This is a genomic window from Haloferax sp. Atlit-4N, assembly GCF_003383025.1.
In the GTDB taxonomy this organism is placed as follows: Archaea; Halobacteriota; Halobacteria; order Halobacteriales; family Haloferacaceae; genus Haloferax; species Haloferax gibbonsii.
Window position 1 is genome coordinate 764825 of sequence record NZ_PSYY01000002.1, and the last position, 23976, is coordinate 788800.

The following is a 23976-nucleotide window of genomic DNA, read 5'->3' on the forward strand; positions in this document are numbered from 1 at the left end:
TCGGCTAAGGTCTGCAATTGGGAGGTTTCGCGTGGTGATGCGGGGGTTTGGGTGCATGGATACTCGTTCGGTGGGAGACGCCTGTATTCGGCACGGTGTCACTCGGTGCGAGGTGTGGGGGTCAGTCGGCCTAGACAGTATGCGTGAGCTCGTCGACGCTGGTGCTGATTTTGTTGGTGCGGTGCTGCAGACAGGCCGCGGCTTGGTCCAGACGATAGAAAAGTTCACAGTCAGTAGACATGATCGGAGACTATGAACCGTCGCGCCTTCCTTGGAACTGCTTCTGCAGTCGGGATATCATCTCTTTCCGGGTGTGGCACCCTCGAAACGGTCGAAGAACCGTTCGTCACATACCAACTCGACGGGATCTTCACAGACAACGCGGTCGACGAAGCAATCGAGTTCACAGTGGAGATACTGGATGGAACGGACCCGATATACGACACCACCGTTTCACTCAGTACACTCGGCGCTGACGACGGCGACTCCTCCACGGTGATCGAAGCGCCGTGGATGGATGAGAACGCACGGTACGGGATTCGAGTTATTCCTCCCGAAGGTACGCAGACGCCTCGTGGCGACCTGCGCGTAACAGGAGGACGCCGAGCGCGACGAACCAAACGATCTGGGTGAGACCGAAGATGCCACCGCCGATCTCACCGAGCGCTGGAATCGCCGAGAGGATGCCTGCAGCCCCGACTACGAGTCCGAAATAGTTCACCAGACGGTGGAGCGCTCGTGTCCGGAGCGCGACCACACTCACGAGCAGCGTCCAGAGGCCGCCCACGATCTCGTTGCCACCGCCCAGCCCATCGATGACCGGGCTGACCGCCAGCCAGACCGTCGTCGCCTGCGTCGGGTCGGTACTGTAGAGGTTGACGACGACGCCCGTCGCGAGGGTGGCGACCATCCCGCTGGCGATGACGAGCCCGGCCCAGATGAGTCCGAACGCGGTCGTCGCTCGCATCAACATCGGTGCACCGGCCGCGAGGCGCTCGTGGAGCGCCAGAACGAGTGCCACCAGCACGATGCCGAAGACCACGTAGATGAGCAGGTACATCGCGGACAGACTCGTCTCGTTCGCGACGAACAGTTCGACCTGTTGGAGCGCACCGGTGACGCTCGCGAAATCAAGGATGACGAGGAAGTACGCGATTCCGGCCACGTAGATGGCCGCCTCGATCAGCGCAGCGAGGCCGCCGACCGTCAGATAGTTCCAGCGGCCCACCGTAGGCGACTGCTCGATACCCTCTACTGCTTGACCCGTCGTTGCTACCATACGTTATCTGCCGCAGAGACATTACCGCCAGAGGAGATAGCCGTATCGAGTACGACTCTCTCCACCAGCCAGACGCCCCCGAGGTAGTGCGGAGGTACCCGTCGTCGTCGACCGTGGGTGAGCGCACGCGTCACCAGCGATGGCCTTCGATTGGGCAGCGGACTACCTGAGTGGATTTCGACCGAGCATCGTGGCGATGCCGGCGAGCAAACGCAGGAGTGGTCGCTGAACCAGCCACGGGACGCCCGCGAGACGCACGTCCGAACGGTGATGAGAAAGGACTGCCGCCACCGCGAACACATCCGGTTTCCCTCCCGCCCCGGCCTCGTAGAGCGCCCGAATTGCGGCTTCGAACTCGCCTGGTGGGCGGAGCATCGTCCGAACGACGAGGGTGTCGACGCCGCCGTTTCGGATACTGTGGGGCTCGCCGGGTGCGATGGTCAGCGATTCGCCGGGAAGCAGGACGTGAGGTTCACCGCGAGTCGTCACCTCTGCCTGACCCGCGATTACCTCCGAACGTACCTCCGACTGTGGGTGGAAACGAGCGGGCCCACTGTCGGTTCCTGGCGGGAGAACACCATCCATCACCACGTACGCCCCTTGTTCGTCGATACCGCGTTCGAGGAACGTGATGGACGCCCCTGTCGACGGGTCTTCGATCGTGTTCGGGTAGGCACCTGCGTCGGTTCTCGGGGAGTGACTAGATTCCGCTAACAGATGATCGTCTGACCGTGAATCCATCCGCTCCAGTACTACTCAGATGATGCTAAGCATTCCGCCGGCTTCAGCCGATACCTGAGCCCGAGGGGTGTCCCCCGCTCTCAACTGTTCGGTACGGCAGCGTCCGGCCAGGGTGTATCGCACCACCGCCTCCGGTTCGTGGTGAGCCGTCCACACCGCTCGTGACGTGGGTTTGTTTCGGGTAGCGGATAATGACGCACACTTTAGAGCACCGTTATGCTGGTTCGACACCTCTAGAGGCGAATGGCTGGAGCAGCTGTTACCCCAGATCAGGAGCGGAGCGTCGAGTATCAGCGACCGTCCACAACCGAGACATCTGTCGGGCGAGCGAGCGTGATTGCTGGACTCGCACTCTTGCTGATGACTGTCCTCGCCGTCTTCGCGAACTTCGTCGTGTTAGACGGGCTCGTTACACGGGGGGACGCTACCGGAACGGCGACCGCTATCCTGGGTGCCGAAGGGACATTCCGACTCGGTATCGCGGCGCTCTTCGCGGTCGCCGTACTCGATCTGACCGTCGCGTGGGCGTTGTACACCGTATTCAAGCCGGTACACGCTGGCGTCGCGCTCCTCTCGGGATGGTTTAGAGCTGTCTTCGCTGGCATCTTCGTCGTTGCAATCAGTCAACTCATGAGCGTCCCGCAGCTACTGGGTGCAACCGGGACTGGATTCACCACGGAGCAACAGGCCACTCAGGCACTGCTGAGCATCGAGGCGTTCTACAACATCTGGGACGGTGCACTGATTCTGGTCGGCCTCCATCTGGTGTTGGTCGGTTATCTGCTGTACAAGTCTGCGGCTGTCCAGTCGTACCCTTCGGGCTACGTGCCGAAGGTGTTAGGAATGCTCCTCATTCTCGCTGGCATCGGCTACGTGGTGGATAGTTTCGGACGGGTGCTGTTCGCTGGCTACACCTTCGAGGTTGCTGCGTTCACCTTCGTCGGTGAAGTGTTGCTGATTCTCTGGTTGCTCATCTATGGGCGCCGGATCAGGCTGGACGAGGATAGTGTGGACGACGAGCCGATATCCGTGACGACCTGAGACCTGGACTTACGGCGATTCGAGGAGAACGCCCACGACTGCAGTCGTGTGGAGGCCCTCACACCGTCGAGCGTTCGAGGATATCGAAGACGTCGACTGCTTTGTACTCTTGGTTGCGCTGTTTTCCGGTTGCTTCGACGATGAGACCGTCTGCTTCCAGTTCCTCGATTTGCATTGTACGCCGTCTGTCGGCTGACGTCAAAGCGTGATTCGACCTCGTTCGCGGTGAAGTGTGACACCCTCCCCGGCGTAAACGCCGGGGCTTCCCACGCATGGGGAATGCCAGTTAGTCGTCGTCGATGCTCGACCCTGCCCGGTTCGGCGAACTCGCTGGCTCGGCACCCGTCGAGTCGCTCGTGCCGGAGAGGAGTGGCTCAACCTGATGGAATTCCCGGAGCATGCCAGCGATGGCGATGACAGAAATGAGTGCAAATGGGAATCCAGTGATGATTGCCGACGAGCGGAGCGCGTCGATACCGCCACCGACGATGAGGAGCGACGCGAGCCCTCCCATGAGGGCACCCCAGATGACGCGGTTGACAGTCGAGGGGTGCTGCTTCCCACCTGTCGTGAGCATCCCGAGGGCGAGTGTCGAGGAGTCTGCAGACGTGATGAAGAAGGTGACAACGAGGAACAGAAACACGGCCGAAAGCACGCCACCAAATGGCAACGAGCCGAACAACGGGAAGCCGGAGACGGCAACGCCGTGTTCAGCAACCATCTCGAGCATCGGTGCGATGTTCTGCCGTTCGAAGAAAATAGCACTCCCACCCATCGTGAGGAACCACGGCGTGGTCGCAACGGTTGAGCCCACGAGTGCTGTGGCGACGACTTGCCTGATCGTCCGCCCACGTGAGATCCGGGCCACGAAAAGCCCACCAAATGGTGCCCACGAGAATACCCATGCCCAGTAAAAGACAGTCCAGTTGCCGACCCACTCGCCAGATCCCGTCGCGTTGGTGTACAACGACATCTCGAGGAATCCAACGAAGTAGCGTCCCATCGCCTGGAGCCCAGTATTCATGATATAGTTGGTTGGCCCCAAAAGGAACGTCATGACCGTCAGGACGGCGAAGACGCCCATATTGAACCGTGAAATTCGGGCAATACCCTTCTTGACGCCGAGTGCAACCGAGGCGGTGAACGCAACCGTCAGCCCCGTAATTACCAGTACGGTCCCGGTATCACCGATCGAGACGCCGAAGTTGTACGTCAGCCCAGTGAGGAACTGCTCCCCGACGAATCCAAGCGTGGTTGCAATACCACCAATCGTCGCGAACACCGCCAGTATATCGATTCCCTTCGCTAGAACGCCGTCAAGCTTGTCGACGCCGACGAATGGCGCGATAAGCGTCGACACTCGCATCGGAGCATCCTTCCGGAACGCGTAGTACGCAATCGGGAGTGCGACGATGAGGTACGGAACCCAGTACGAGATCCCCCAATGAAAGAGGGTGTACTGAATTGCCCCGACTGCCGCGGTCGCCGATTGGGATTCGCCCCCGATGAGTGGCGGCACCGTCTGGTAGTGACTCAACGCCTCTGCAGGGCCCCAGAAAACGATCCCTGCTGCAATGCCTGCTGAGAACATCATCGCAAAGTACGACAGCAACCCAAACTCGGGGTCTTCGTCTGGTTTGCCGAGTTTGATTCGTCCCCACGGACCAACCATCAGCCAGAGGCTGAACATGACCATCAGGAACATCGTTCCGATGTAAACCCACATATACTCCGTCCAGAGGAACGTATTGATCTGCCCCATGGCGTTTGCAGATGCAGTCGGGTTGGTGAAGAACACGACAATCGCGAGCAGCGATACCGAGAATCCAATCCCGAAGATGGTGAAGTCAAGTTCGTCGATGAACCGTTTTATTGGTGTGTTATTTTCTACCATTCGTCACGATGTCTTCCGTCATGGCGTCTCAAATTTCGGGTTGAATATGACTCCTGTTTAAGTCAACGCCGGTTCTCGACTGTGCCGGTCTTCCAACGATTCGAGGATATTGACTACGAATTTACAGTAACTCGCCGGAAGGCGTGTCAATCAGAGAATAAGATGGGAGTCTCGGCTGTCTATCACTCGGTGCGAGGTGTGGGGGACAGCCGCGTCACCCTGTCGGCGTCCGCTGTTCAATGGCAACGAGTGAGTCGTCGAGTCCTTCGAGAACGTCGCGAGTGCTTGGTTCGCTCCCCCAGGAGTACCGAGAGGTCGTCGTATTGCGGCCGACTTTTGCAGCAACGACGAGTGATGGGTCTGGTTCGCTCTCGCTGTATCCCTGCGTGTTGAACACGTCGTTGAACGCGTCGCTTCGAGCCCACGAGAGCCACGTTGTTTCAGCGTTCTCCCCGAGGAGTGCCAGCACTCGGTCGTCGGTCAGCCACTCGAGCGCCTGCGTGGCGTCGGTGTCCGTCTCGTCGGGGAGGACGAGTAGGTCGGCGTTGTGCGGTGCGTTCACTGTCTCGATGGCTGCAGGCATCGAGAGGTCCAGTCCATCGGCGACGTACACCGGCGTCACGTCGAGACGCTCGTAGGTTGGCTTCTCAGTGTCTGAATCGTCCGTTTGGAGGGCCGAACACCCAGCGAGCGAACTGAGCGCGGCAATGCCGCATGCACGGAGGGCGTTCCGGCGGGTGGAGTGTTGCATGGAAACGAGTTCGTGGGTGGGACTGAAAATATGTTGATGATTCAAGGAGTCTGGTTCCCACGGGTGAACGAACTCGCCTGACTCACACCAGATTGACGATAGGTTCTTGTCACTTGGCGAAAGCACCCACGTATGGACGGCAAACGAGTCCTCGTTACTGGCGGTGCCGGCTTCATCGGCTCGAATCTCGCAAATCAGCTTGCGGAGGATAACGACGTCATTGCAATCGACGACCTCTATCTCGGAACGCCTGAGAACCTGGATGATGACGTGGAGTTCCACGACATGACGGTCCTCGACGACGACCTCCCGACCGAGGGCGTCGACGTAGTGTTCCACCTGGCGGCACTGTCGTCGTACAAGATGCACGAGGAGAACCCGACGAAGGGTGCCCGTGTCAACATCGAAGGCTTCGTCAACACGGTCGAACAGGCCCGGAAAGACGGCTGCGACACGGTCGTGTACGCGACCACGTCGTCGATCTATGGCTCGCGGACCGAGCCCTCGCCGGAAGACATGCCCGTCGAATCTCGGACGGGCTACGAAGCGTCGAAGTTAGGCCGTGAGCGCTACGCGGAGTACTTCCACCACCACTACGACATGCAGCTCGCGGGCATGCGTTTCTTCTCGGTGTACCAGGGCTTCGGCGGCGCGGAAGAACACAAAGGCGAGTTCGCGAATACGGTCGCGCAGTTCACCGACAAAATCGCGAACGGCGAGTCGCCGGAGCTGTTCGGCGATGGGTCCCAAACGCGTGACTTCACGCACGTGGATGATATCGTCCGCGGCATCGAACTCGCGGCTGACGAGCGGCTCCAGGGCATCTACAACCTCGGGACTGCCGAGAGCTACTCGTTCAACGAGATGGTCGAGATGATCAACGACGTACTCGGGACGGACGTCGAGCCCGTGTATGTGGAGAACCCCTTCGAGGTGTACGTCCACGACACCAAGGCGGACTACTCGAAGATCCACGAGGCGACCGGGTGGGAACCCCAGGTGTCGTTCGAAGAGGGTGTCGAGCGGGTTTGTCAGCCGTATCTCGACGACTAACAGAGACTTTCGCGGGAGTGTGTTTTAGCGACGCAGTTCCACCAGCGCTTCGTCACACTGTGGGCAAATGAGTCGCTCGACGGTCACGGACGCACAACACGTCTCGTGAGTCACCTGCTCGTATTCGGTCGGTTCGTCACACCGAAGGCAGCGGTCAACCGTTGCGCGGACGCTCCGAAGGAGGGCGGCGATTTCGTCCGGCGGGCGTTCGCTCCACCCGGTATACCGTTCCGAGAGGACCGCTTTCGCCCGAAGGTCTGCGTCAAGCGCAAGCGGTGACGGCCACGCTGCGATAGGGTCGCTGTCATCGGAAAGCGTGTAGCGACCCTGCTGGCTGGTGAACGAACCGTCGGTCGACGGGAGTTCGAGGACGTCGCGTGCGAGCGAAGCCGATGGCGACTGCGGCGGGTCAACCGCGGCCAGCGACGCTTTGAACTCCGGGTCGAGAGCGAAGTCTCCATCCGAGGACTCGCGTAAAAGCCCCTGCGAGAGGAGCCACGCGTCGGTACTCTCGTCGCGTGACGTCAACAGCGGCTGCTTGCCGAACCACGCGAGGAGCCGTGACGGCAGGTAACGCTTTGTTAGTGCCGGCGTGCCCGGAACGAGGTACCCTCGAAAGTACACCGTCGCGAGCGCCCCAGTCAACGCCACAAGGGCCGCGACACCGGACAGCGGTATCAAGGCGACCGCGACGAGTACCGAGAGACCAACGTTCACTACCGTACAGGCCCAACATCGGTTCGATCCAGTGTACTCGTCTCGACGCAGTCGGTCACCGAGGCCGTGCGTGATGTGGGATAGAGACACGGATGTCACCGCTCCTACTCAGCACCAGTTTGTCCGGTCAACACAGACCTCTTCGGCGACGGCTTCACCGCATCCGGAGAGGGCGTCGGCCACGTCGCAGATGATACCGACGAAGCCGACACAGGTCAGACCAGCGATGGGGACTGCGATCCCGGTTAGCCCGCAGATGAACGCACCGGTTGCCGCACAGCCGACGCTACAGGTGAGACCGACGGCGAACCCACAAGCGTAACAGCCGTCGATGTCGACGTCGTCGTCGAGGAGGTCCCACGCGAGGTTCGTCAGGTCACTCCCCGTGGTGAAGCCGTCGTAAATCTCGTCGATAACGGCGTTCGTGTCGACGTTGTTGACGGCCCGCCGAGTCGCATCGGCATCGAGGTTAAGCTCGGTAGACGCCAAGCCATCAGTGCTGTTTGCGGCGGACACCGTCTGTTCACCAGCGCCGGCGTCGAATCGCTCGATACGAGTGGTGAATCCGTCTTTCGTCTTGTGCGTGTAATCAAGAACGCTCAGAATGAGCGAATCTGACGTGGCGTCTTCGGCGAGTACGACGGCAGCTTCGGCATTAGGATTCGGGTGCTTGACCGGGTACTCGACGACGTACCGGTGAATCTTCTTGCCGTCCGGCGCATCGTCGGCGGCGATCTCGACTTCGCCGACGGTGACCGACTTGCCGCGAGACACCGTCCCGTCGCGGGACTTCGCCTTCGCTTCGAGGCGGTCGAACTCGGCGGTCTTCGCCAACCGGTTTGCCACTTTCCTCTCATCTTTGCCATCGAGAATGCTGATGTTCTCGGAAGCGACGACGTTCCCAGCGGCGACAGGGGACAACGCGAGCCCCGTTCCAACCGCGCCGGCGCGCCGAACGAAACTGCGTCGGTTGAGTCCGCTTGTCTCCTGTTCGTTACTGTCGTGTTCGTTGTCGTTAGCGTGGGTCATCGTGTTACCCAATCGACACCATGGCCGGGGCACCCATTGCTTCATGGACCGTTGGAGAGTCGCATCCACTGCAGTAGCTGCGTACGGGGTGACACAGCGACACAGTAGTTGCACGAATACGTCACGCTCTGCGGAGACGGTGCAGTTCAGAACTGGTGACTGTAATCCAGATTTCAGTCAACAGAAATGTCAAGTTATGTAGGTCAAAACTCGTCGGTGATGCCGTCTCCAGCCACCGAAGAGATAATCGACCTCGTCACCCGCCGGTGGAACGTCTTAGAGTCGCTTTCGGATCGCGCATTATCCAAGCCGGAATTAGAGGCGACACTCGAGGTCTCTCGTTCGACGGTAGATCGGGCAATCGGTGAACTCGAAGCGGCGTCGATGGTCGTCCGCGACCCGTCGAGCGGCTACCAGTTGACGGAGTTCGGTCGGCCGGTGTATCGACTGTGCAAACGGACTCGGCGGTGCCTCGATGCCGTGACTGAAGCATACTCCCTCGGGTCGGCAGTTCCATCGGGCGCGAACGGCGAGCTACCGATGTACGACGGGGCGACGCTCGTGTCCACGGAACCACACGTTCCAGACAAGCCACTGCAGCACCTCCTGGACAGGATGCGCGAGGCGGAGTCACTACGGGGTTACACTCCGGTCGTGTTACAGCAGTATGTCGAAGTATGCAACGAGCACGCCACGCGCCGAGAGGCCGACGTCGAACTAGTCGTGCCTCCACAGGCACATCAGTGCCTGCGGACGACGTATCCCGACGAGTACCAACGCGCGCTTCGGACCTCACGTGTTCGCCTCCACGAAACGGCGGCCTCGCTGCCGTTCGGACTGCTCGTTTTCGATGAGAGAGCGAATCGGACGTGCGCGCTTGTGTCGTACTCGAAGGCAGGAGCGACGGGCGTGCTGTTCAACGATACGACCTCGGCGATTGGTTGGGCGACGCAGACGTATCGCGAACTCAAGGCAGATTCGACCCCAGTCGACCAGCCGAAGGCGACGCACTGACATCCTCCCCGCACTAACCAACGGAGGGTTCTCCTTACTTCTCCGTAACCGTGCGCTCATCCGTCGAACTCCGGTGAAAACAGCTCTTCGACGGAACAATCGAAATAGCGCGCGAGCTTGAACGCGAGTTTGAGCGACGGGTCGTACCGCGAGTGTTCGATGGCGTAGATGGTCTGTCGGCTGACGCCGACCGCAGTCGCCAGCTCCGCTTGAGTGATTCGTTCTTCCGCTCGCTTTACTCGGATGTCGTTTTCCATCGATGTCAGACGCGCTGTCGGAGTTCGGTCGCGCCGAGGACACAGAACACCGTCCCGAGACCTGCGACCGCGAGGAAGGTGACTGCGCTCGGGACTTGCTGGGTACTGAGAGCGTACGACGCGAACAGGCCGACTAGCGACGCGAGCATGACACCCCCGGTCGTACTGAGAGCACGGTCGATGTTTCGCACGTCGCGCTCGTCAACCACGTTGTCGGAGGGCGACTCACCTCGAACGACGTATCCGACGTTCGCGAAGACGGTGATGACCGCAGGAACGACAACTAACTCACCGACCGAGGGAGAAGTTCCCGCACTGAAGAACGGCGGCACAACCGCCAGCAGGAGCGCCGGAACGACGAACAGCAAGAAACTGTACGTCGGCGGGAGCCACCGCGACATTTCACTGTCCCCCGCTTCCGAACTCGCTCGACAGGATTCCGGGCAGGTCGGTCAGCCAACTGATGACCGCACAGACGATCATCACGCCGACCGCGGCCATATAGCCCCACACCGTAACCGTGTCGAGCACCAAGTCGATTGCGACGAATCCCGAGAGGATGACAGCGCCGCTGATCGCCGCCGCGACGACGACGAGCAGCGCCGAATACGCACGCACCGGACTGTTTACCATACGAAAAAAGTGTATATTCAACAACATAAATGTAATGGCTACTTTCCATAATGACAAGAAGGTACGTCATCCAGTCGATGACGGTAGCGACCACAGCAGTGACTCTCACCGAGTTCGCAGTCCCTGACAAAGCAATGCGCGATTCGAACGGGCAGAAGCTGGGAGTCCCGGCCGTTCGATTCTCTGTGGTGTCTTGGCCCGTGGCTTCAGCTGCTCACCGCACCCCACGTCGGTCCGCAGAGTACGCGTACAGATAGGTACACACGAGAATCGCCGCGCCAAGGCCGACCATATTCTGGAGTAGGTCTGTGACCGTCACGACGAACATGAGCGAAAACACACCGTAACACCCGAGGCCGCCAAAGAGACACATGGTGAAGCGCTTTCGAACCCAGTACAGTTCGTGTTCGCGTTTCTGTGGGAGGCCATCGACCACCGGCCAGTACGACCCCGCGATGAAGCCGACCGCGATTGCACACACGAACAGCAACAACAGGAGATTTTCATTCCCAACCACTAGCTCACCCGGCGTCCAGTGGGTGACTGCACTCACGGCGAGGATCGACGCGCTCCCGACCGTTGGACACGCGATGGAGGCAATCCCAGCACCCTGACAGGCGGCCATGAATCGAGTCAGCGGGTCTGGACGAGTGGGACCGTACGATTCGACCGACATCGTGAGCGAGTCCACTCGCGGCTCGTAGTTGGGTATTACGGCAGGATGGGCAACGTCGATTCTCATCACACTCGTTGTGATCTGTCTCAGTTGGGTCGGAGCCTCAAACTCGTTTCATTCACTCACACTACCCTTGTTCACAGTGGGGCTTTCTCGGGTGCTGCTGCTAGCTGTGGGGGCTGTCTCCGCGGTGGGTGTCGACAGCGTGGCGGCGTGCGGTCGACTATCGACGGTTGATCACACGCTCGCTAGCGCCACCCCATCACAACGTCTGTGATTGCACTCCCACCCGAGGACTTCGGTGCTGTCTCTGCGAGTTCCGAGACCGCGTGTTCAGAGAAGATGACGCGTTTCGTCCCGCGGCGTTTCACGATCTTCACACCTTCTTTGCCGAGGTCATCGAGAAAGTCCATGACGCGACTGACGGTCTGGGTGTGGGGGGTGCGGCCTTCCTTTGCGTGGAGGACGGTTCTGATGGTACTCGAGTCGAGTGCGAAGCCTGCGGGGACGCTCGTAGCGTACTCCCTGATGTCTTTGGCGATGAAGCGAGCGCGCTCTTGGTTGGCGGTGAGTTTCGAGCGCGCTTTCGAGGGGAGTCGGATGAGCTGTTGGAGTGGGGAGCGACGGGTGTTGGAATCGTTGGCTGTGGATTCTTCGGATTCGACGGCGTAGAGACGCTGTTGGAGATGCTTGCGGTGGTCCGTTGCGGCGTCGAGTTGGGCTTCGAGTTCTTCGGTACGGGTTTCGTAGTGGGCGAGTTGGTCGCGTTGGGACGCGATTGTCTGTGCTTGGGCGTCGACTGTGTTTTCGAGTTGTTCGGTGTCGGCTTCGAGTTCATCGACGCGGTCTTCGAGTTCGTCGATCCGGGCGGCGAGATCCTCGATAGAGGTCATTCGTGGCCCTCCGTGCGAGGTGGCTGTGCGACGAGACCTTTTTGCGTGGGTGGTGTGTTCGGAGACATGCGGTTGGGGTTAGACCGCACCGGATCCGTGCTACAACACGGGTCCTTTCTGAGGAGACCAATGATCCAGTAGACAGTCTGTCCTACCGAATGAGAGTCTCGATAATAAGAGTTGGCACTATTATTTTCAAGTTGGGAAATATAGTTCCAATTTGGTGACAAAACCACTCGTTCTATAATCACCACGTAGCGAGGGGACTCTATGCGAGACCAAGCACAGTGGATGAACAAGGCGAGTATCCCAGTGCTAGAGCTACTAGACGAATCTGGGGTTGCCTTACCCGCTCAGACCATTTCCCTCAATCTCGACAGGGTGCTATCACAGGGGCCGTCGCGAACTACTGTCTACCGAACACTAGAGCCGCTTGAGCAACATGGGCTCATTGAACACGTTACTGGTGACAGTAAGCACTACGTCATCACCGACAAAGGCAAACAGTTCCTGGCAGGCGAACTGCGAGCGTCTGATCTATAACTGATCAACACCGGGCGTATTAGGTCTCATCTTCAGCTGACTCACAGACAACCTCCCGAAGTTCGGTTAGCAACTCGGGTTTGTGTTCGGCCAGCATTGCCATCTCCTTAGGCAGTTCTTCGTGGATTCGACGCCGTACCCGAGATACTGCTTGATACCGCTTTTCGGGGTCTTCATCGCTTTCTTCAGCAATTCGTTCCCACTCCGTGTTTGTAATGAGACCGCGAGATCGTGGCATTCTACGTCACCTACTACGAACAGTAGTTCTTAAATATCATATACCTTACGTTGCGAGTATTCGCAACTATTAAGCTACCGTAGAATAGAGTTGTAACTGAGAAGCACTGGGTTCGCCTTTCGCAGAAAGGCCACGTGCTGGAACACGTGACCGGGTGGCTTCTCGATTGGAGCAAGAAAGCCAATGTCAACTACGCACACCGCGACACAAGAGCGTACCGTATCGCTAGCCGACCAACTCACCAACGCCCTCACGAACTCGTTTACCCTTGGCATCGACACCGAGGGCTTCACACACCACTACTTCCGCCCTGCCGACGCGGTCGTCGTCTTTGATGGCCGTGCCCTCGACCACTTCCAGCCACTCGATGGCCGGCCGCTTCGTGAGTGGCAGGCGTTCGTCTCCCAGAAGCGTGGCTGGGCCTCGATGGGCCAGCTTGCACACCTCGGGCTCCGAGTAGATACCGAGCGGAAGGAGAATCCCTGCGCATGAGTGCCCACGAAGAACTGCGGATGCACCTCACGCAGGCGCTGACGCGAACGACCGAGCCCGACGTGCAAGCGCATCTGCACGCCGCGTTGGAGTCTTGTCAGGAGTTGCCGACGACGCTCGTGACGTGTCCTGCGTGTGGTGCGGTGGGGCTGCCAGAGCGGATTGAGGTACACAACTGTCGGCAGGGGTAGATCGAGTCTCAAACACGCTCTGAGCAACCGATATTTTGCCACATAGCTACTGATTCTTGGGTATTCTTTATATATGATGTGTTTAGTTAGTACTGTTTAAATAATGGTCTTCAAACCCTCTAAATGAGATACTTAGCCAAAAATAAGTAGTATAGTTTCTGACTATTTCTGTTTTTAGACGTCTAACATTCACATTTAGAGTCTCAGGGGAAGGCACCTCGTGATGGACTGGCGAGTGTCGAATACTGCGAATCGGTGTACCGAACATATGGTTGTTATACCCCACTCCCGCTGTTGTCCCCGTTACCAAGTGATGTGGACGGTCGAGTTGCCCGCTCAGCACGTCTGGCTAGTCAGAGAGTACATTTCGTATGCTTTCCACGTCGGTGCCTGTCGTTTTTGGATGCAAGTTTGAGCATACGAAATGGACTTTGTTTTTGTCGCGATGACGACTCAGTCTGGATTTTGCCCGTCGTCGAACTGAAACCCAAGTGAGAGAGAGTACATTTCGTATGCTATCGTCTGTACCGTCTTGCGGTTTCACCCAGGAAAGAAAGCATACGAAACGTACTCTGTCTCGCCCATCTTCGGTCATCTCTGCTGAGTGAGAGAGTACGTTTCGTATGCTTTTCCCGAGGAAGTCGTGCGTTTTCGCGTACAGTAGTAGCAGACGAGCTGTACTGGTGAAGTCGTGTTCAGTTTGGGGTCGTTGTGAGACAGTACATTTCGTATGCTTTTTGCCATACAGCGTCGCCCCACACTCACTTCTAAGCACTCAGACGTGCCTTGAGGTCGACGAAGACGAGAGCCGGTGACTCCGCTCCAATACAAACGAGAGTACGTTTCGTATGCTTCGGTTCCCCGTTCTCAGGTCACTCCGCGTGTTCAATTTGCTCGCGGGTCTCCAAGACGAGGTCCGAATCGAGGTCGAGTTCGTACTCGTAGTACTGTCCGCCACTCAATCCCTCGTTTCGATCGTATCGCTTGGCGAAACCGAGCATGTGGAGATCCGAGAGGTGGTCCTGAATACTCTTGAGCGTCGTCAACGGTTCAACCCCCCAGGATTTTGCGACTGTTTTGTAGTGGGACTGAATCTCCTTCGATCGCACGGGGCTGTTCCCCTGTTCTTCGAGTCGAGCAATCGTCTCCAAGATGAGTTGTGCCTGTTCGGTTTGGTCTCGGATTCGGTTGCTCAATCGACCACGTTGGACAAGCCGCCGAGCCTCCTCGATATGGTCGTCGGTCACGCAGTACTCGCCTCGTTTTTCAGCCACTTCCGCACCGACACGAAGGAGATCAATCGCTTGGCGTGCATTGCCCATGTCTCGGGCCGCAATCGCAGCGGTCATGGTTATCGCCGACATGTCGTAGCCACCCTCGATGAACGCACGCTCTGCCCTATCGAGGAGGATGGTCTTCAGTTCGGTCGCATCGTACGGCGAAAACGAGATCTCAGTCTCCATCAGCGTGTCTTTGACCTTCGGTGAGAGATCATCTCTGAACGTGTAGTTGTTGCTGATGCCGATAATTCCAATTCGAGCTTCGTCGAGGTGTCCGTTCGACCGAGCACGTGGGAGTTCGTAGAGGAGGGAGTTCGCGCCTGAGAGGTGGTCGATTTCGTCGAACGCGAAGATGTGCGTCCCACCAATTCGATCGAGTTGTGTGTAGAGTTCGTCGAAGGCGTCTCCCGTTCCTAATCCTCGCTTGGGGAAGTCGCTCGCGTGTGCAGGGAGGAGTTCGTTTACTAAGCGACGAACGACCATGAACAGCGTCTTGCCATTACAGTTTACGTCGTGGACGTACAGGTCGTCAGCTCCCTCTCGCGTCTCGACCTCTGTTGCCAATGCGTCCAACATGTAGGTCGTGACTGCTGTCTTCCCAAGTCCTGCCTTTCCGTACAGCATGACGTTCTTCGGATCCCGGCCAAAGAGGACGTCCTGGAGTGCATATCGGTATTCTTCGATTTCTTGGTCTCGCTCGAGAATCTCTTCGGGCTGGTATTCTTCGCTGAGTACACTTTTGTCAGCGAATATCGTCTCCGTCATGTCGCTGAACGGTCCTGCCATGTGTCCTTACAGAATCCATGAATGTTGACTATATAAAACCACACTTTGTCTGTTTCGTATGCTTTCTCATCTCGAATTCCAATTGCTTCTACCCAACGATACTGGCGTTTCTAGGGGTGCAACGTAGGACAGAGCATACGAAATGTACTCTCTCACTAAGTGCGGGCATCTCCACATGTGCTGTGAGTCTGGAACCGGGCGACGGTGTGTGGGTTCCCCTTATTCCGGTCTGTGTACCCCGGGGGGCCAGAGAAAGCATACGAAATGTACTCTCACACTCGATGGGATCGTGTGTGTCACCCCAATAGAGGTTCCTGACGGAGCGATACAACAGGCGCAGACGAAGGGGCCGAATTATGAAGACGCTCGATCTGTCTGTAATTGAGTGATGATATAGACGATGAGTGCGATTGCACCGAAGACGATGGACGGTTCGATATCCGTACTCAGGTACAAACCCGGTGTTGGCGGATGGATTCGAGTAAACGGCCAAAGTAGTGGATAGGACAGTCCAGTCGGTTTCAACAGGAAGGCGTCCGCGATGAGGTGCGATGCAGCACCTGCTGAGAGGAGTACAAAGACACGGCGGCGCTCCGACTCAGAGACAAGAAGCACCCCAATGAAAACCGAACACAGCGCTGCACCTGCCGTGTGAAGACCAATCCAGTCAAACGGAATGCCAAGCAATTGTTCGACTCGTGCGCTTGGAATTAGTAACATGACTTTAGTCATGTCTGGGATGAACGCCCCGGCCATCGCAACGGTGACGTACGGACGCGTAATCCACTCGTAGCGCCACGAGGCGACCGTGGCAATCGTGTATGCGATCAGAGCGTGTGCGAGTAGATCAGGCATCGCGGTCCTCCGTATGATTTGGTCGGGGGACGATGTCACGAATCCCGAGTGGTGTCTCTCGAGGCACGAGCGACCATGTTTCGTCGAGACGCCACGACCGGACGATTCTACCAAGCACCCACAGACCAGCGAGGAACGAAACTGCGTACATGTATAGATAGTTCGCCGGCGGGACGGTGTAGGCGTTCAACGAACGGATTGTCTGAGCTGGTTCGACGACACCATATACTGAGAGACTGTCATCCAGTTGTGCATCGACAGCGGCGTTGGTAACGCGAAGACGGACCTGTTCGCCAGCCCCGTACTCGGCGTTAATCGTGAGTGGGTCAGTATCGGTGACTGTACCTGTGAGACTCACCTGGTCGCCGACCCACGCGTCGTAGTCCGTACCCAATTCTTCCGAGCCGGGGTATGCGCCCACATCTGGTGCAGGAGCGAGTGACCCAAACCAGACCATGAGTCCAAACAGACACCCCAGCAAGACGAGAATACCAACAATCCGGCGACGTGGAGGGTTGGACATTAGATGTTACTTTGGAGGTTAGCCGATAAGTGTTCACGACTGCGGTGTGTCTCTCGCGGGAAACTGACGCCTACCAACTGCCGTCAACTGCCCGACGATACGCCGCTTCGGCCTGGTCGGCGACGCTATCCCAATCGTATTTTTCTGCGCGTTTGGTCGGTTCAGTCGGTGGCGTCTCACCGGCGAGTGCTCGGTCTAACGACTCGGCGACTGAATCCACAGTCGGTTCGGCGAGATAGCCCGCGTCACCGATGACCTCACTCGCCGCAGACTCGGGATGCTGGACGCCGATGACCGTACAGTCGGCGGCCATCGCTTCGGCGTAGGTGATGCCGAATCCTTCCCTTGTACTGGGTGACGCAAACACGTCGGCGGCGCGCATCTGGCCCAATACGTCCTCGTACTCGTCGAGGAAGCCCAGCATACTCACACGGTCGGCGTGGTCCAAGGCGCTCGCCTGTTGCTTGAGACGGTCGACCTCCGGGCCGTCGCCGACGACGCCGAGGGTCACGTCGTCGTAGTCGTCAGCCACGCGGTCGAACGCATCGAGAAGGGTGGAGACGTTCTTGTCGGCGATGAGTCGCCCTGCAAACAGTACGTCGAAGGAGTCGCCGTCGTCGGGGAGCGGCGCGTTCCGAATCTGGTCGACGTCGATGCCGTTCGGGACGACCTCAATGGTGTCTCTGTCGCGGCCGATATCGGCGAGACGGTCGGCGGTGATACCCGAGACGGCGATAGGGTGTTGCGGCACGCGGACGGTGAGGTGTTCGGTGAATTTGCCGAAGGGCGCGAGCATGCCGAGGTAGTCATCCCAGTAGTCACCCCACACCTCGTGCCAGGTCGTGACGACGGGCACGTCAGTTCCGAGGGCGGCGAGCTTCGAAGAGAGGACGGGGAAGTAGGGAAAGACAGAGGCGACGACGAGGTCGTGGTTTTCGTTGTGGAGGCGTTTGGCGAGTGGGTAGGCGAGTCGGGCGGCGAAGTCGAGCGCTTCCGTGATCGAGCGGCGGTCGTCGGTGTAGAGTTCCGTTTCGGGCGCAACCGCACGGAGGGTAACGCCCTCGTGGGTGGTTTCTTTCGGGCCGTCCCAGAAGTGCCGGCCGTAGATGGTGACGTCGTGGCCTCTCTGTGAAAGTTGGGTGGCGATTTCGTGGATACGTTTTTCTGCGCCACCAGTCACGAACGGAAATATCACATTGCTTACAAATGCGAGGTCCATTGTTCGTGTCATCTTGTCTGTGGGTCAATTCCCTTTCGGTTGGGGTACTCTACCTGTGAGCTACGTGGTCTACCAGGTCAGCCCTTCATACGTGAGTTTCGCAGAGGCGTCGATAACGTGCCTACCGTCTACGACAACGGGCTGTTCCATCTGGTCGAATTCGTCGTCTAACACCGCGAACTCGTCCCAGTCAGTACACACAACACACGCAGACGCGCCAGTAAGCGCATCGCCAGCGGAGTCTGCATACTCGATATCAGGGAACCGTTCACGCATGTTGGCCGCCGCGACGGGGTCGTACGCGCTGATGGATGCACCCCGGTCCTTCAGGCCCTCAATCACCGAGATTGCCCGCGAGTTCCGAATGTCGTCCGTCCCTGGTTTGAACGCTAACCCGAGAACAGCCACTTTCTGGTCGGCCACATCGACATGCTGGTCGAGTAAGGACAACAGTCGTTCGGGCTGGTTGTCGTTCACCTCAACTGCGGCTTCGAGCACGGCCGGCGTGTAGCCCTGCTGCTTGGCCGCGTGAATGATTGCGTTGGTGTCTTTCGGGAAGCAACTGCCACCCCAACCAAGTCCACTTCGGAGGAACTGCTCTCCAATCCGGTCATCAAGGCCGATCGCATCCGCAACCTCGTAGGCATCGACACCGAATTCTTTGCAGATATTTCCGATATCGTTGATCAGCGAGACCTTGGTCGCCAGGAAGCCGTTGTTGGCGTACTTAATCATCTCCGCCGTTCGGCTGTTTGTCTCGACGACGTGCGGGTCGGCTTCGGCAATGAGCGGTGCAAACACCTCGTGCATATCCTCGAGCGTTCGGTCGTTGTCCGCACCGAGGACGACCTTCTCGGGGTTGCGGAAGTCGTGAACTGCAGTCCCCTCACGGAGGAACTCAGGATTCATCCCGATTCCCAGTTGTTCGCCTTCGACCTTTCCGCTCGACTTTTCGAGTAGCGGCGTGATGACTTCCTCAGTCGTCCCTGGGACGACGGTACTCTTCACAACGGCTGTGTGCCATTCGGGTTTCTGTGTGAGTGTCTCGCCGAGTTGTTCTGCACCAGCCTCCATAATCGAGAGATCGATTTCGCCATCGTCTTTCTGTGGCGTTGGGAGACAGAGGAAGGTAACGTCGGTCTCGAGTACTTCGGAGTAGTCCGTCGTCGCTCGCAGTCGACCTGTACCGTCTTCACCTGCGTGTGCGGCGATTAGTTCAGGGAGTCCGTCCTCGTGAATCGGTGGTTCGCCACGGTTGATCGCATCAACGATCTCGGTGTCAATATCGACGTTAACCACTTCGTGACCGAGGTCTGCGAAACACGCGGCGATTGTCGTTCCGACATAGCCGCTCCCGATGACAGAGAGTTGCATTACTACGTGTGTCCCACGCAGGTCATATCAAATACTCGGAGGAAACGGAGAGGCGGATGCGACGGACAGAAAGAACTGATTTCGCTTACTGTGCTTCGGCGACTTCGCCACTCAGTCGCTCTTCAGCTTCGTCGCGGTCTTCGGGGTAGCCGATATCAAGTCGCCAGCCATCGAGTCTGATTGCGTCGATCGTCCGTCCGCTATGGATGAGCAGGTCGATTGCCTCACTAATTTCGTACTCGTTGCGGTTCGACGGCTGGACGAGGTGACACGCGTGGAAGATTTCGGGCGTGAACGTGTAGAAGCCCGTCATCACTAAGTTGGACGGCGGATCGTCCGGCTTCTCGACGACGTCAGTAATCTCGCCGTATTTGTTCGTGTCACAGACGCCGTATCGACTCGCTTTCTCCCACGGGACTTCCTCGACGAGGAAGGCCGCGTCAGCTCGTTGTTCTTGCTGACGGTTGACGACATCCGAAAGGTTGGCGTTGAAGATGTTGTCGCCGAGCATCAGCATGAAGTCGTCGTCGATGTGCTCTTCGACGGTTAACAGCGCGTGTGCGAGCCCTTTCTGCTCTCGCTGGTGCGCGTACGTGATCGGGAGGTCCTGGAACTCGTCTCCGTAGTGTTCGATAATTCGCTCTTTCATGTAGCCGACGACGACGACGAGCTCGTCGGCCCCGAGTTCGGCGAGTTGTTCGAAACAATGGGTGAGGATTGGTTTGTCGTTGACCTCGACCATCCCCTTCGGCTTGTCTTCAGTAAGTGGACGGAGTCGGGTCCCCTCACCACCGGCTAGGACGACTGCTTTCATACTGGCTACTGCGTCGTCACATTGTATAATTCTTACCTGTCGTAGAAATAATAGTGTGAATAACGGATTCGTATTGCACGGGACATATTCTACTGCTTGCTCTGGGAAGCACTCTCAGTCAATGTTTGGAACATTTCCCCAAACAACATTAATAAGACTGGGAATTTTGAGGATAGAATGATCTAGACTCTGTAGAACAAACGAACTCAAGTCGTTGGAACGGTAACTCCCAAACTCAGAGCCACGACACTAAGAGTTCAGATAATTGCCTGTCGAATAGTGGTAGCCATGTGGGTAGTCGGAATCCGAACGATCTGCTGAGTTGAGGGATGCACTCGTCGGGCCAGGCCTGTTCATCCCTGCTCAAGAGCTACTATTCAATATAGAAGGTACTACCACGCCTATATTTGTAATGGGTACAACAAAAATACACCCTCGGACTGTAGATTGAAATTTGTCTTCCAAATCTACTAATTAATTGTTAAGTAGACAGACTGGAAATTCAACTCGATGTTTTAATATTATTTCACTCTCTTAGTTGGTATAGTTCCGAATGAGAGACTACACTGATCCGTCTGGTAGACGTCTAAAGAGTGTATTAATAGCTAACCGTACACACACAAATGAAAGCATCTATGTCCTCCAGCAGGATTAACCTCATCCGCGGATTTTTGTCTATTCTTTCTTCAAGCGTCCTACTTATTATTATATCACTCATCACAACGCCGATATTGACACGTGTATTAGGAACTGCATCATATGGAGATTATGCTACCGTTCTCGCAGTTTTTGGAATCTCAAAGGTAGTTTCTGAGTCTGGTACATTTAATGGAGTCCGGAAATACATCGCTGAAAGTCGAGACCAGTCAGAGTGGGATTCGAAGGTAATTAACTTCTATACGTTGTTCTCGGTTGTCCTCGGGTCTGTGGTCGTCCTACTATTGTATTTGTCGTATTTCACAGGAGCTTTAGAAGCAATATTTGGAGATCTCAGCCAATCGTACACAATATTAATATCCCTAATGATTGTATCTAGTTTGTTCTTTGGGCTGTTCCGTGGTGCATTGATGGGGCTTGGTTACGAACATTATTCTGAACCGTTAGACGTGATCAACAATCTAGCGTTTTCAACAATAGCAGTTACATTAGCAGTTCTCGGAACTGGTGTAATTGGCCCACTAATTGGAAAAGTAACTGGATTCCTCTTAGGTGCTATTTTAGCATATATTCTCTTGGTTCGGAAAACTGATCTAAAACTATTCTCTCTAAATTTAGTCGACGTGTCGTCAAATCGACTCTTTGACGAAAAGACTAAATTTGGAATCTATAGTATCATTCTTTCACTCCTAATCAGCTCACTATATAATGTTGACATTTTGCTTGTGCAGCTATTCGTTGGTGGGAGTCAGGTTGGATATTACAAAGCATCACTAGTGATAGCAGAATTTCTATGGTTCGTCCCTCTTGCAGTACAGTACTCATTGGTCCATTCTTCTTCGGAGATGTGGGCAAACAACCAGCATGAGAAGATAACAGATATTTCGTCAAAGGTGAGTCGGTATACACTACTCCTTGTTCTCTTGATGTGTATCGGGCTATCAATACTTGCTGATGAGTTCATTCCATTATATTTTGGACAGCAATATACGCCTGCAGTAGTACCACTCCTACTGCTATTACCAGGAGTTCTCGGATTATCTATCGCACGACCCATATTTGCAATTGGCCAAGGAAAAGGTGCGCTACGGTCTCTTATCCTCGCTACAGCAGCCGCGGCCGTGATTAACTTCCTACTTAATTTAATTTTGATACCACAATATGGTATGAATGGTGCAGCGATCGCGACGAGTATTGGATATGGCTCAATGCTTATATTCCATTATTGGTGTGCGATATCTATTGGATTTGATCCACTATCAAATTTAATGTCTAAGAAGATTGTATTAATCGCGGCTATTACATACCCAATTCTGTTTGTGGTCGAGTCGACTATCCGGTCAGACCTCACGTCATTAGTTGTGATACCAATCCTGGGGTTACTAATCTATATCATCTTAGCCTTACGCTGGAAGGTTATTGAACAGGATGACGTGTATCGTCTTCCACTAACCAACAATCGAATTGAAAAGATTTTGTCTATTCTTAGACTATAGGTTGATTACTTATCATCAAGGAAACGACGAAGAATATGATAAGCAGCAGTTGTGTCTTCTTCATCACCAACATATTGGTTTAACCCCGAGGACACACAAAGAAGCGGATACCTGCCTTTGATCCCAGTATACATATCACGGTTAACTCGAGAAAGATCATCTATCAGACCGTAATCGCTATTTGGCTCAATAAACGAATCGCCAGTTACGCCAAAGAACTGAGAGTCAGAGTGATTAATCCAGATGTCTGGGAGCAAGTCGTAGCAATTTACATTTTGATAGTTAGTGCGGTAGAGTTCAGCAGAAAGTTCTTCATAGCCACTAAGGAAATCATTGACTTCTTCCAATATCTTTTTTGATAGTTTGGAGACATCCGATTCATTAACTGGGCCACCAAAGCGACGTTCATCATTGATGTATATCCCAGGAATATATCGAACAGAAAACGCTTCTGACTTTTGCCAATCTGCGTTCGGAATTTTGAGCGATTCTACCACGCTTGGTGCGGCATCCGTCAGCACTTGTTTGATTGATTGCGGAAGCGTTTTTGATGCAAATTCAATTGCCAGGGATTTGGGTTTAGCAGCCAAGTCCCTATCTTGCTCCTGATATCCAATCTCTCTCAGACAGGTGTTAATATTCACTCTTTCTAGATACGGTGCCTGGCCATGATCTGAGACAACCATTGTATGCTTTGGGTCAATTTCGTTAGCAACCTGCTCTAATCCCGAATCTAACTTCCGGTAAAATTCAATAATTAGTTGTTGAAGGTCGCTCTGTGGGCCGCCAGACTCAATGATCTGTTCAATTTCGCTCATCATCAGATTCTGGATTACCACATTTTCTTTCTGAACAAAAAAAGTGAATTCAGGATCATACCAATCACATAGGTCAAGGAAAACGTCTACCCGTGCAGAAATCGTGTGTATAAGTTGTTCAATGAACTCGTGACTATCACGAATCCCAGAAACCGCGAAGCGGGTCTCCCATTGGTACTCTGAATCTTCAAGTTTTTCAAGAATCTTGTTCGGATATACTGCAGCCTCGGGTACTCCATTTGCAGGACTATACCCCCCACCAGCACCAGATACGAAGAATCCGTCAACTGTAGGTGCAGGAACGGTAGTTGGCGGATTCATAAATCCGACAGTGTACCCAGATTCTTCAGCCAGACGCCATAGTGGTGGCGTGGGCGCGGAGTCATGACCAGGCGTCCCAAATGACTGAGTCGTTCCATACCCCCCATCCAATTTGGGCTTTGCGTAGAATGCACCTGTTTCACGTCCATGTTCTCCATTTAGAATTGAAGCCCAACCACGACTCCAGAGATCTTCTTCTATTTCCACGTTTGTCCCGGTTTCTAGCAAGTTTGAAACAAATGGCATGTCCATTGCTTCAATAATTCGCTGGTCCCCGCCGTCAAGACCAAGCATAAGCACGTCCATAGAAGTTGATACTCACATGTACTTATCAACCTAACTGTGGTTGAAGCCAGAGATGTGCGATAGTCTCACTCAAACTCGTACATTG

25 protein-coding genes and 1 pseudogene are annotated in these 23976 nt (G+C 55.8%); 7 read left to right on the forward strand and 19 right to left on the reverse strand.

All coding sequences use genetic code 11. The annotated features are described in order from the left end of the window. Positions 1–544: 544 nt before the first annotated feature. Both C5C07_RS13050 and C5C07_RS21315 read right to left on the reverse strand, forming a co-directional pair. Complete coding sequence (locus C5C07_RS13050; RefSeq protein WP_231608267.1) at positions 545–1279, reverse strand: hypothetical protein; 735 nt, start codon at positions 1277–1279, stop codon at positions 545–547. 162 nt (positions 1280–1441) lie between these two features. Continuing rightward, complete coding sequence (locus tag C5C07_RS21315) at positions 1442–2020, reverse strand: cupin domain-containing protein (protein ID WP_115805225.1); 579 nt, start codon at positions 2018–2020, stop codon at positions 1442–1444. Between the two features lie 243 nt (positions 2021–2263). Between C5C07_RS21315 and C5C07_RS13060 the strand changes: the two genes are divergently transcribed. Continuing rightward, positions 2264–3061 carry a DUF4386 domain-containing protein gene (locus C5C07_RS13060; RefSeq protein WP_115805226.1) on the forward strand — a complete coding sequence of 266 codons (798 nt, stop codon included), beginning with the start codon at positions 2264–2266 and terminating at the stop codon, positions 3059–3061. 58 nt (positions 3062–3119) lie between these two features. On the opposite strand, the pseudogene C5C07_RS22215 reads toward C5C07_RS13060, so the two are convergent. The 3 genes and pseudogenes from C5C07_RS22215 to C5C07_RS13075 form a co-directional block, all read right to left on the reverse strand. Continuing rightward, positions 3120–3294: pseudogene (locus C5C07_RS22215) on the reverse strand (helix-turn-helix domain-containing protein); the annotation flags it as partial. Positions 3295–3347: 53 nt separating this feature from the next. After that, positions 3348–4955: a BCCT family transporter gene (locus C5C07_RS13070; protein WP_050459421.1), complete on the reverse strand. Its 1608-nt coding sequence runs from the start codon at positions 4953–4955 to the stop codon at positions 3348–3350. 214 nt (positions 4956–5169) lie between these two features. Next, entirely contained in the window at positions 5170–5706 is a 537-nt protein-coding gene (locus C5C07_RS13075; RefSeq protein WP_115805227.1) for a hypothetical protein, read from the reverse strand. A gap of 132 nt (positions 5707–5838) precedes the next feature. Here C5C07_RS13075 and C5C07_RS13080 point away from each other — a divergent pair, with 132 nt between their 5' ends. Then, entirely contained in the window at positions 5839–6759 is a 921-nt protein-coding gene (locus C5C07_RS13080; RefSeq protein ID WP_115805228.1) for an NAD-dependent epimerase/dehydratase family protein, read from the forward strand. Positions 6760–6783: 24 nt separating this feature from the next. Here C5C07_RS13080 and C5C07_RS13085 read toward each other — a convergent pair whose 3' ends face one another. Both C5C07_RS13085 and C5C07_RS13090 read right to left on the reverse strand, forming a co-directional pair. Then, a complete protein-coding gene (locus C5C07_RS13085; protein WP_233510371.1) occupies positions 6784–7575 on the reverse strand; it encodes a hypothetical protein in 792 nt (263 codons plus the stop codon). A 9-nt stretch (positions 7576–7584) separates the two neighbouring features. Next, a complete protein-coding gene (locus tag C5C07_RS13090; protein ID WP_115805229.1) occupies positions 7585–8505 on the reverse strand; it encodes a halocin C8-like domain-containing protein in 921 nt (306 codons plus the stop codon). A gap of 219 nt (positions 8506–8724) precedes the next feature. Between C5C07_RS13090 and C5C07_RS13095 the strand changes: the two genes are divergently transcribed. Next, entirely contained in the window at positions 8725–9519 is a 795-nt protein-coding gene (locus C5C07_RS13095; protein ID WP_004975850.1) for a winged helix-turn-helix domain-containing protein, read from the forward strand. A 56-nt stretch (positions 9520–9575) separates the two neighbouring features. Here the strand turns inward: C5C07_RS13095 and C5C07_RS13100 are convergent, their stop codons facing one another. The 5 genes from C5C07_RS13100 to C5C07_RS13120 all read right to left on the reverse strand — a co-directional run bounded on the left by C5C07_RS13100 (position 9576) and on the right by C5C07_RS13120 (position 11978). Next, positions 9576–9776, reverse strand: coding sequence for a helix-turn-helix transcriptional regulator (locus tag C5C07_RS13100; RefSeq protein WP_004975852.1), 201 nt, complete (start codon positions 9774–9776; stop codon positions 9576–9578). A gap of 5 nt (positions 9777–9781) precedes the next feature. After that, the gene (locus C5C07_RS13105; RefSeq protein WP_050459419.1) at positions 9782–10177 is read right to left on the reverse strand and encodes a hypothetical protein; all 396 of its coding nucleotides are present in this window, start codon (positions 10175–10177) and stop codon (positions 9782–9784) included. Position 10178: 1 nt separating this feature from the next. Next, positions 10179–10409, reverse strand: coding sequence for a hypothetical protein (locus C5C07_RS13110; protein ID WP_115805230.1), 231 nt, complete (start codon positions 10407–10409; stop codon positions 10179–10181). A gap of 214 nt (positions 10410–10623) precedes the next feature. Next, entirely contained in the window at positions 10624–11151 is a 528-nt protein-coding gene (locus C5C07_RS13115; RefSeq protein ID WP_233510375.1) for a hypothetical protein, read from the reverse strand. A 182-nt stretch (positions 11152–11333) separates the two neighbouring features. Continuing rightward, positions 11334–11978 carry a hypothetical protein gene (locus tag C5C07_RS13120; protein WP_115805232.1) on the reverse strand — a complete coding sequence of 215 codons (645 nt, stop codon included), beginning with the start codon at positions 11976–11978 and terminating at the stop codon, positions 11334–11336. A 291-nt stretch (positions 11979–12269) separates the two neighbouring features. On the opposite strand from C5C07_RS13120, the gene C5C07_RS13125 reads away from it, so the two are divergent. The 3 genes from C5C07_RS13125 to C5C07_RS13140 all read left to right on the forward strand — a co-directional run bounded on the left by C5C07_RS13125 (position 12270) and on the right by C5C07_RS13140 (position 13442). Next, on the forward strand, positions 12270–12521 hold the full coding sequence (locus C5C07_RS13125) for a helix-turn-helix transcriptional regulator (protein ID WP_233510405.1): 252 nt from the start codon (positions 12270–12272) through the stop codon (positions 12519–12521). A gap of 421 nt (positions 12522–12942) precedes the next feature. After that, positions 12943–13251 (forward strand): hypothetical protein, encoded by a 309-nt coding sequence (locus C5C07_RS13135; protein WP_115805235.1) that lies wholly within the window; start codon positions 12943–12945, stop codon positions 13249–13251. Continuing rightward, a complete protein-coding gene (locus C5C07_RS13140) occupies positions 13248–13442 on the forward strand; it encodes a hypothetical protein (RefSeq protein ID WP_115805236.1) in 195 nt (64 codons plus the stop codon). The genes C5C07_RS13135 and C5C07_RS13140 overlap by 4 nt, the downstream gene beginning before the upstream one ends. A gap of 872 nt (positions 13443–14314) precedes the next feature. Here C5C07_RS13140 and C5C07_RS13145 read toward each other — a convergent pair. The 6 genes from C5C07_RS13145 to aglF all read right to left on the reverse strand — a co-directional run bounded on the left by C5C07_RS13145 (position 14315) and on the right by aglF (position 20293). Continuing rightward, positions 14315–15508 (reverse strand): orc1/cdc6 family replication initiation protein, encoded by a 1194-nt coding sequence (locus C5C07_RS13145; RefSeq protein ID WP_115805237.1) that lies wholly within the window; start codon positions 15506–15508, stop codon positions 14315–14317. 354 nt (positions 15509–15862) lie between these two features. Further along, positions 15863–16363, reverse strand: a complete 501-nt coding sequence (locus C5C07_RS13150; protein ID WP_115805238.1) for a metal-dependent hydrolase — start codon at positions 16361–16363, stop codon at positions 15863–15865. Continuing rightward, entirely contained in the window at positions 16356–16886 is a 531-nt protein-coding gene (locus C5C07_RS13155) for a hypothetical protein (RefSeq protein ID WP_233510377.1), read from the reverse strand. The genes C5C07_RS13150 and C5C07_RS13155 overlap by 8 nt, the downstream gene beginning before the upstream one ends. 70 nt (positions 16887–16956) lie before the next feature. Next, positions 16957–18105 carry a glycosyltransferase family 4 protein gene (locus C5C07_RS13160; RefSeq protein WP_115805239.1) on the reverse strand — a complete coding sequence of 383 codons (1149 nt, stop codon included), beginning with the start codon at positions 18103–18105 and terminating at the stop codon, positions 16957–16959. Between the two features lie 69 nt (positions 18106–18174). Then, positions 18175–19479, reverse strand: coding sequence for a UDP-glucose 6-dehydrogenase AglM (gene aglM / locus C5C07_RS13165; protein WP_115805240.1), 1305 nt, complete (start codon positions 19477–19479; stop codon positions 18175–18177). A gap of 85 nt (positions 19480–19564) precedes the next feature. Continuing rightward, on the reverse strand, positions 19565–20293 hold the full coding sequence (gene aglF, locus C5C07_RS13170; protein WP_115805241.1) for a UTP--glucose-1-phosphate uridylyltransferase AglF: 729 nt from the start codon (positions 20291–20293) through the stop codon (positions 19565–19567). Between the two features lie 635 nt (positions 20294–20928). Here aglF and C5C07_RS13175 point away from each other — a divergent pair. Continuing rightward, positions 20929–22446, forward strand: coding sequence for an oligosaccharide flippase family protein (locus C5C07_RS13175; RefSeq protein WP_158546586.1), 1518 nt, complete (start codon positions 20929–20931; stop codon positions 22444–22446). Positions 22447–22451: 5 nt separating this feature from the next. On the opposite strand, the gene C5C07_RS13180 is transcribed toward C5C07_RS13175, so the two are convergent. After that, positions 22452–23891 (reverse strand): alkaline phosphatase family protein, encoded by a 1440-nt coding sequence (locus C5C07_RS13180; RefSeq protein WP_115805243.1) that lies wholly within the window; start codon positions 23889–23891, stop codon positions 22452–22454. Positions 23892–23976 lie beyond the last annotated feature (85 nt).

What these genes read in the sequence shown, in the direction of transcription:
- C5C07_RS13050 (WP_231608267.1), bottom strand. Translation starts at nt 1,279, where the DNA reads ATGGTAGCAACGACGGGTCAAGCAGTAGAGGGTATCGAGCAGTCGCCT.
- C5C07_RS21315 (WP_115805225.1), bottom strand. Translation starts at nt 2,020, where the DNA reads ATGGATTCACGGTCAGACGATCATCTGTTAGCGGAATCTAGTCACTCC.
- C5C07_RS13060 (WP_115805226.1), top strand. Translation starts at nt 2,264, where the DNA reads ATGGCTGGAGCAGCTGTTACCCCAGATCAGGAGCGGAGCGTCGAGTAT.
- C5C07_RS13070 (WP_050459421.1), bottom strand. Translation starts at nt 4,955, where the DNA reads ATGGTAGAAAATAACACACCAATAAAACGGTTCATCGACGAACTTGAC.
- C5C07_RS13075 (WP_115805227.1), bottom strand. Translation starts at nt 5,706, where the DNA reads ATGCAACACTCCACCCGCCGGAACGCCCTCCGTGCATGCGGCATTGCC.
- C5C07_RS13080 (WP_115805228.1), top strand. Translation starts at nt 5,839, where the DNA reads ATGGACGGCAAACGAGTCCTCGTTACTGGCGGTGCCGGCTTCATCGGC.
- C5C07_RS13090 (WP_115805229.1), bottom strand. Translation starts at nt 8,505, where the DNA reads ATGACCCACGCTAACGACAACGAACACGACAGTAACGAACAGGAGACA.
- C5C07_RS13095 (WP_004975850.1), top strand. Translation starts at nt 8,725, where the DNA reads ATGCCGTCTCCAGCCACCGAAGAGATAATCGACCTCGTCACCCGCCGG.
- C5C07_RS13100 (WP_004975852.1), bottom strand. Translation starts at nt 9,776, where the DNA reads ATGGAAAACGACATCCGAGTAAAGCGAGCGGAAGAACGAATCACTCAA.
- C5C07_RS13105 (WP_050459419.1), bottom strand. Translation starts at nt 10,177, where the DNA reads ATGTCGCGGTGGCTCCCGCCGACGTACAGTTTCTTGCTGTTCGTCGTT.
- C5C07_RS13110 (WP_115805230.1), bottom strand. Translation starts at nt 10,409, where the DNA reads ATGGTAAACAGTCCGGTGCGTGCGTATTCGGCGCTGCTCGTCGTCGTC.
- C5C07_RS13115 (WP_233510375.1), bottom strand. Translation starts at nt 11,151, where the DNA reads ATGAGAATCGACGTTGCCCATCCTGCCGTAATACCCAACTACGAGCCG.
- C5C07_RS13120 (WP_115805232.1), bottom strand. Translation starts at nt 11,978, where the DNA reads ATGACCTCTATCGAGGATCTCGCCGCCCGGATCGACGAACTCGAAGAC.
- C5C07_RS13125 (WP_233510405.1), top strand. Translation starts at nt 12,270, where the DNA reads ATGAACAAGGCGAGTATCCCAGTGCTAGAGCTACTAGACGAATCTGGG.
- C5C07_RS13135 (WP_115805235.1), top strand. Translation starts at nt 12,943, where the DNA reads ATGTCAACTACGCACACCGCGACACAAGAGCGTACCGTATCGCTAGCC.
- C5C07_RS13140 (WP_115805236.1), top strand. Translation starts at nt 13,248, where the DNA reads ATGAGTGCCCACGAAGAACTGCGGATGCACCTCACGCAGGCGCTGACG.
- C5C07_RS13145 (WP_115805237.1), bottom strand. Translation starts at nt 15,508, where the DNA reads ATGGCAGGACCGTTCAGCGACATGACGGAGACGATATTCGCTGACAAA.
- C5C07_RS13150 (WP_115805238.1), bottom strand. Translation starts at nt 16,363, where the DNA reads ATGCCTGATCTACTCGCACACGCTCTGATCGCATACACGATTGCCACG.
- C5C07_RS13155 (WP_233510377.1), bottom strand. Translation starts at nt 16,886, where the DNA reads ATGTCCAACCCTCCACGTCGCCGGATTGTTGGTATTCTCGTCTTGCTG.
- C5C07_RS13160 (WP_115805239.1), bottom strand. Translation starts at nt 18,105, where the DNA reads ATGGACCTCGCATTTGTAAGCAATGTGATATTTCCGTTCGTGACTGGT.
- aglM (WP_115805240.1), bottom strand. Translation starts at nt 19,479, where the DNA reads ATGCAACTCTCTGTCATCGGGAGCGGCTATGTCGGAACGACAATCGCC.
- aglF (WP_115805241.1), bottom strand. Translation starts at nt 20,293, where the DNA reads ATGAAAGCAGTCGTCCTAGCCGGTGGTGAGGGGACCCGACTCCGTCCA.
- C5C07_RS13175 (WP_158546586.1), top strand. Translation starts at nt 20,929, where the DNA reads ATGTCCTCCAGCAGGATTAACCTCATCCGCGGATTTTTGTCTATTCTT.
- C5C07_RS13180 (WP_115805243.1), bottom strand. Translation starts at nt 23,891, where the DNA reads ATGGACGTGCTTATGCTTGGTCTTGACGGCGGGGACCAGCGAATTATT.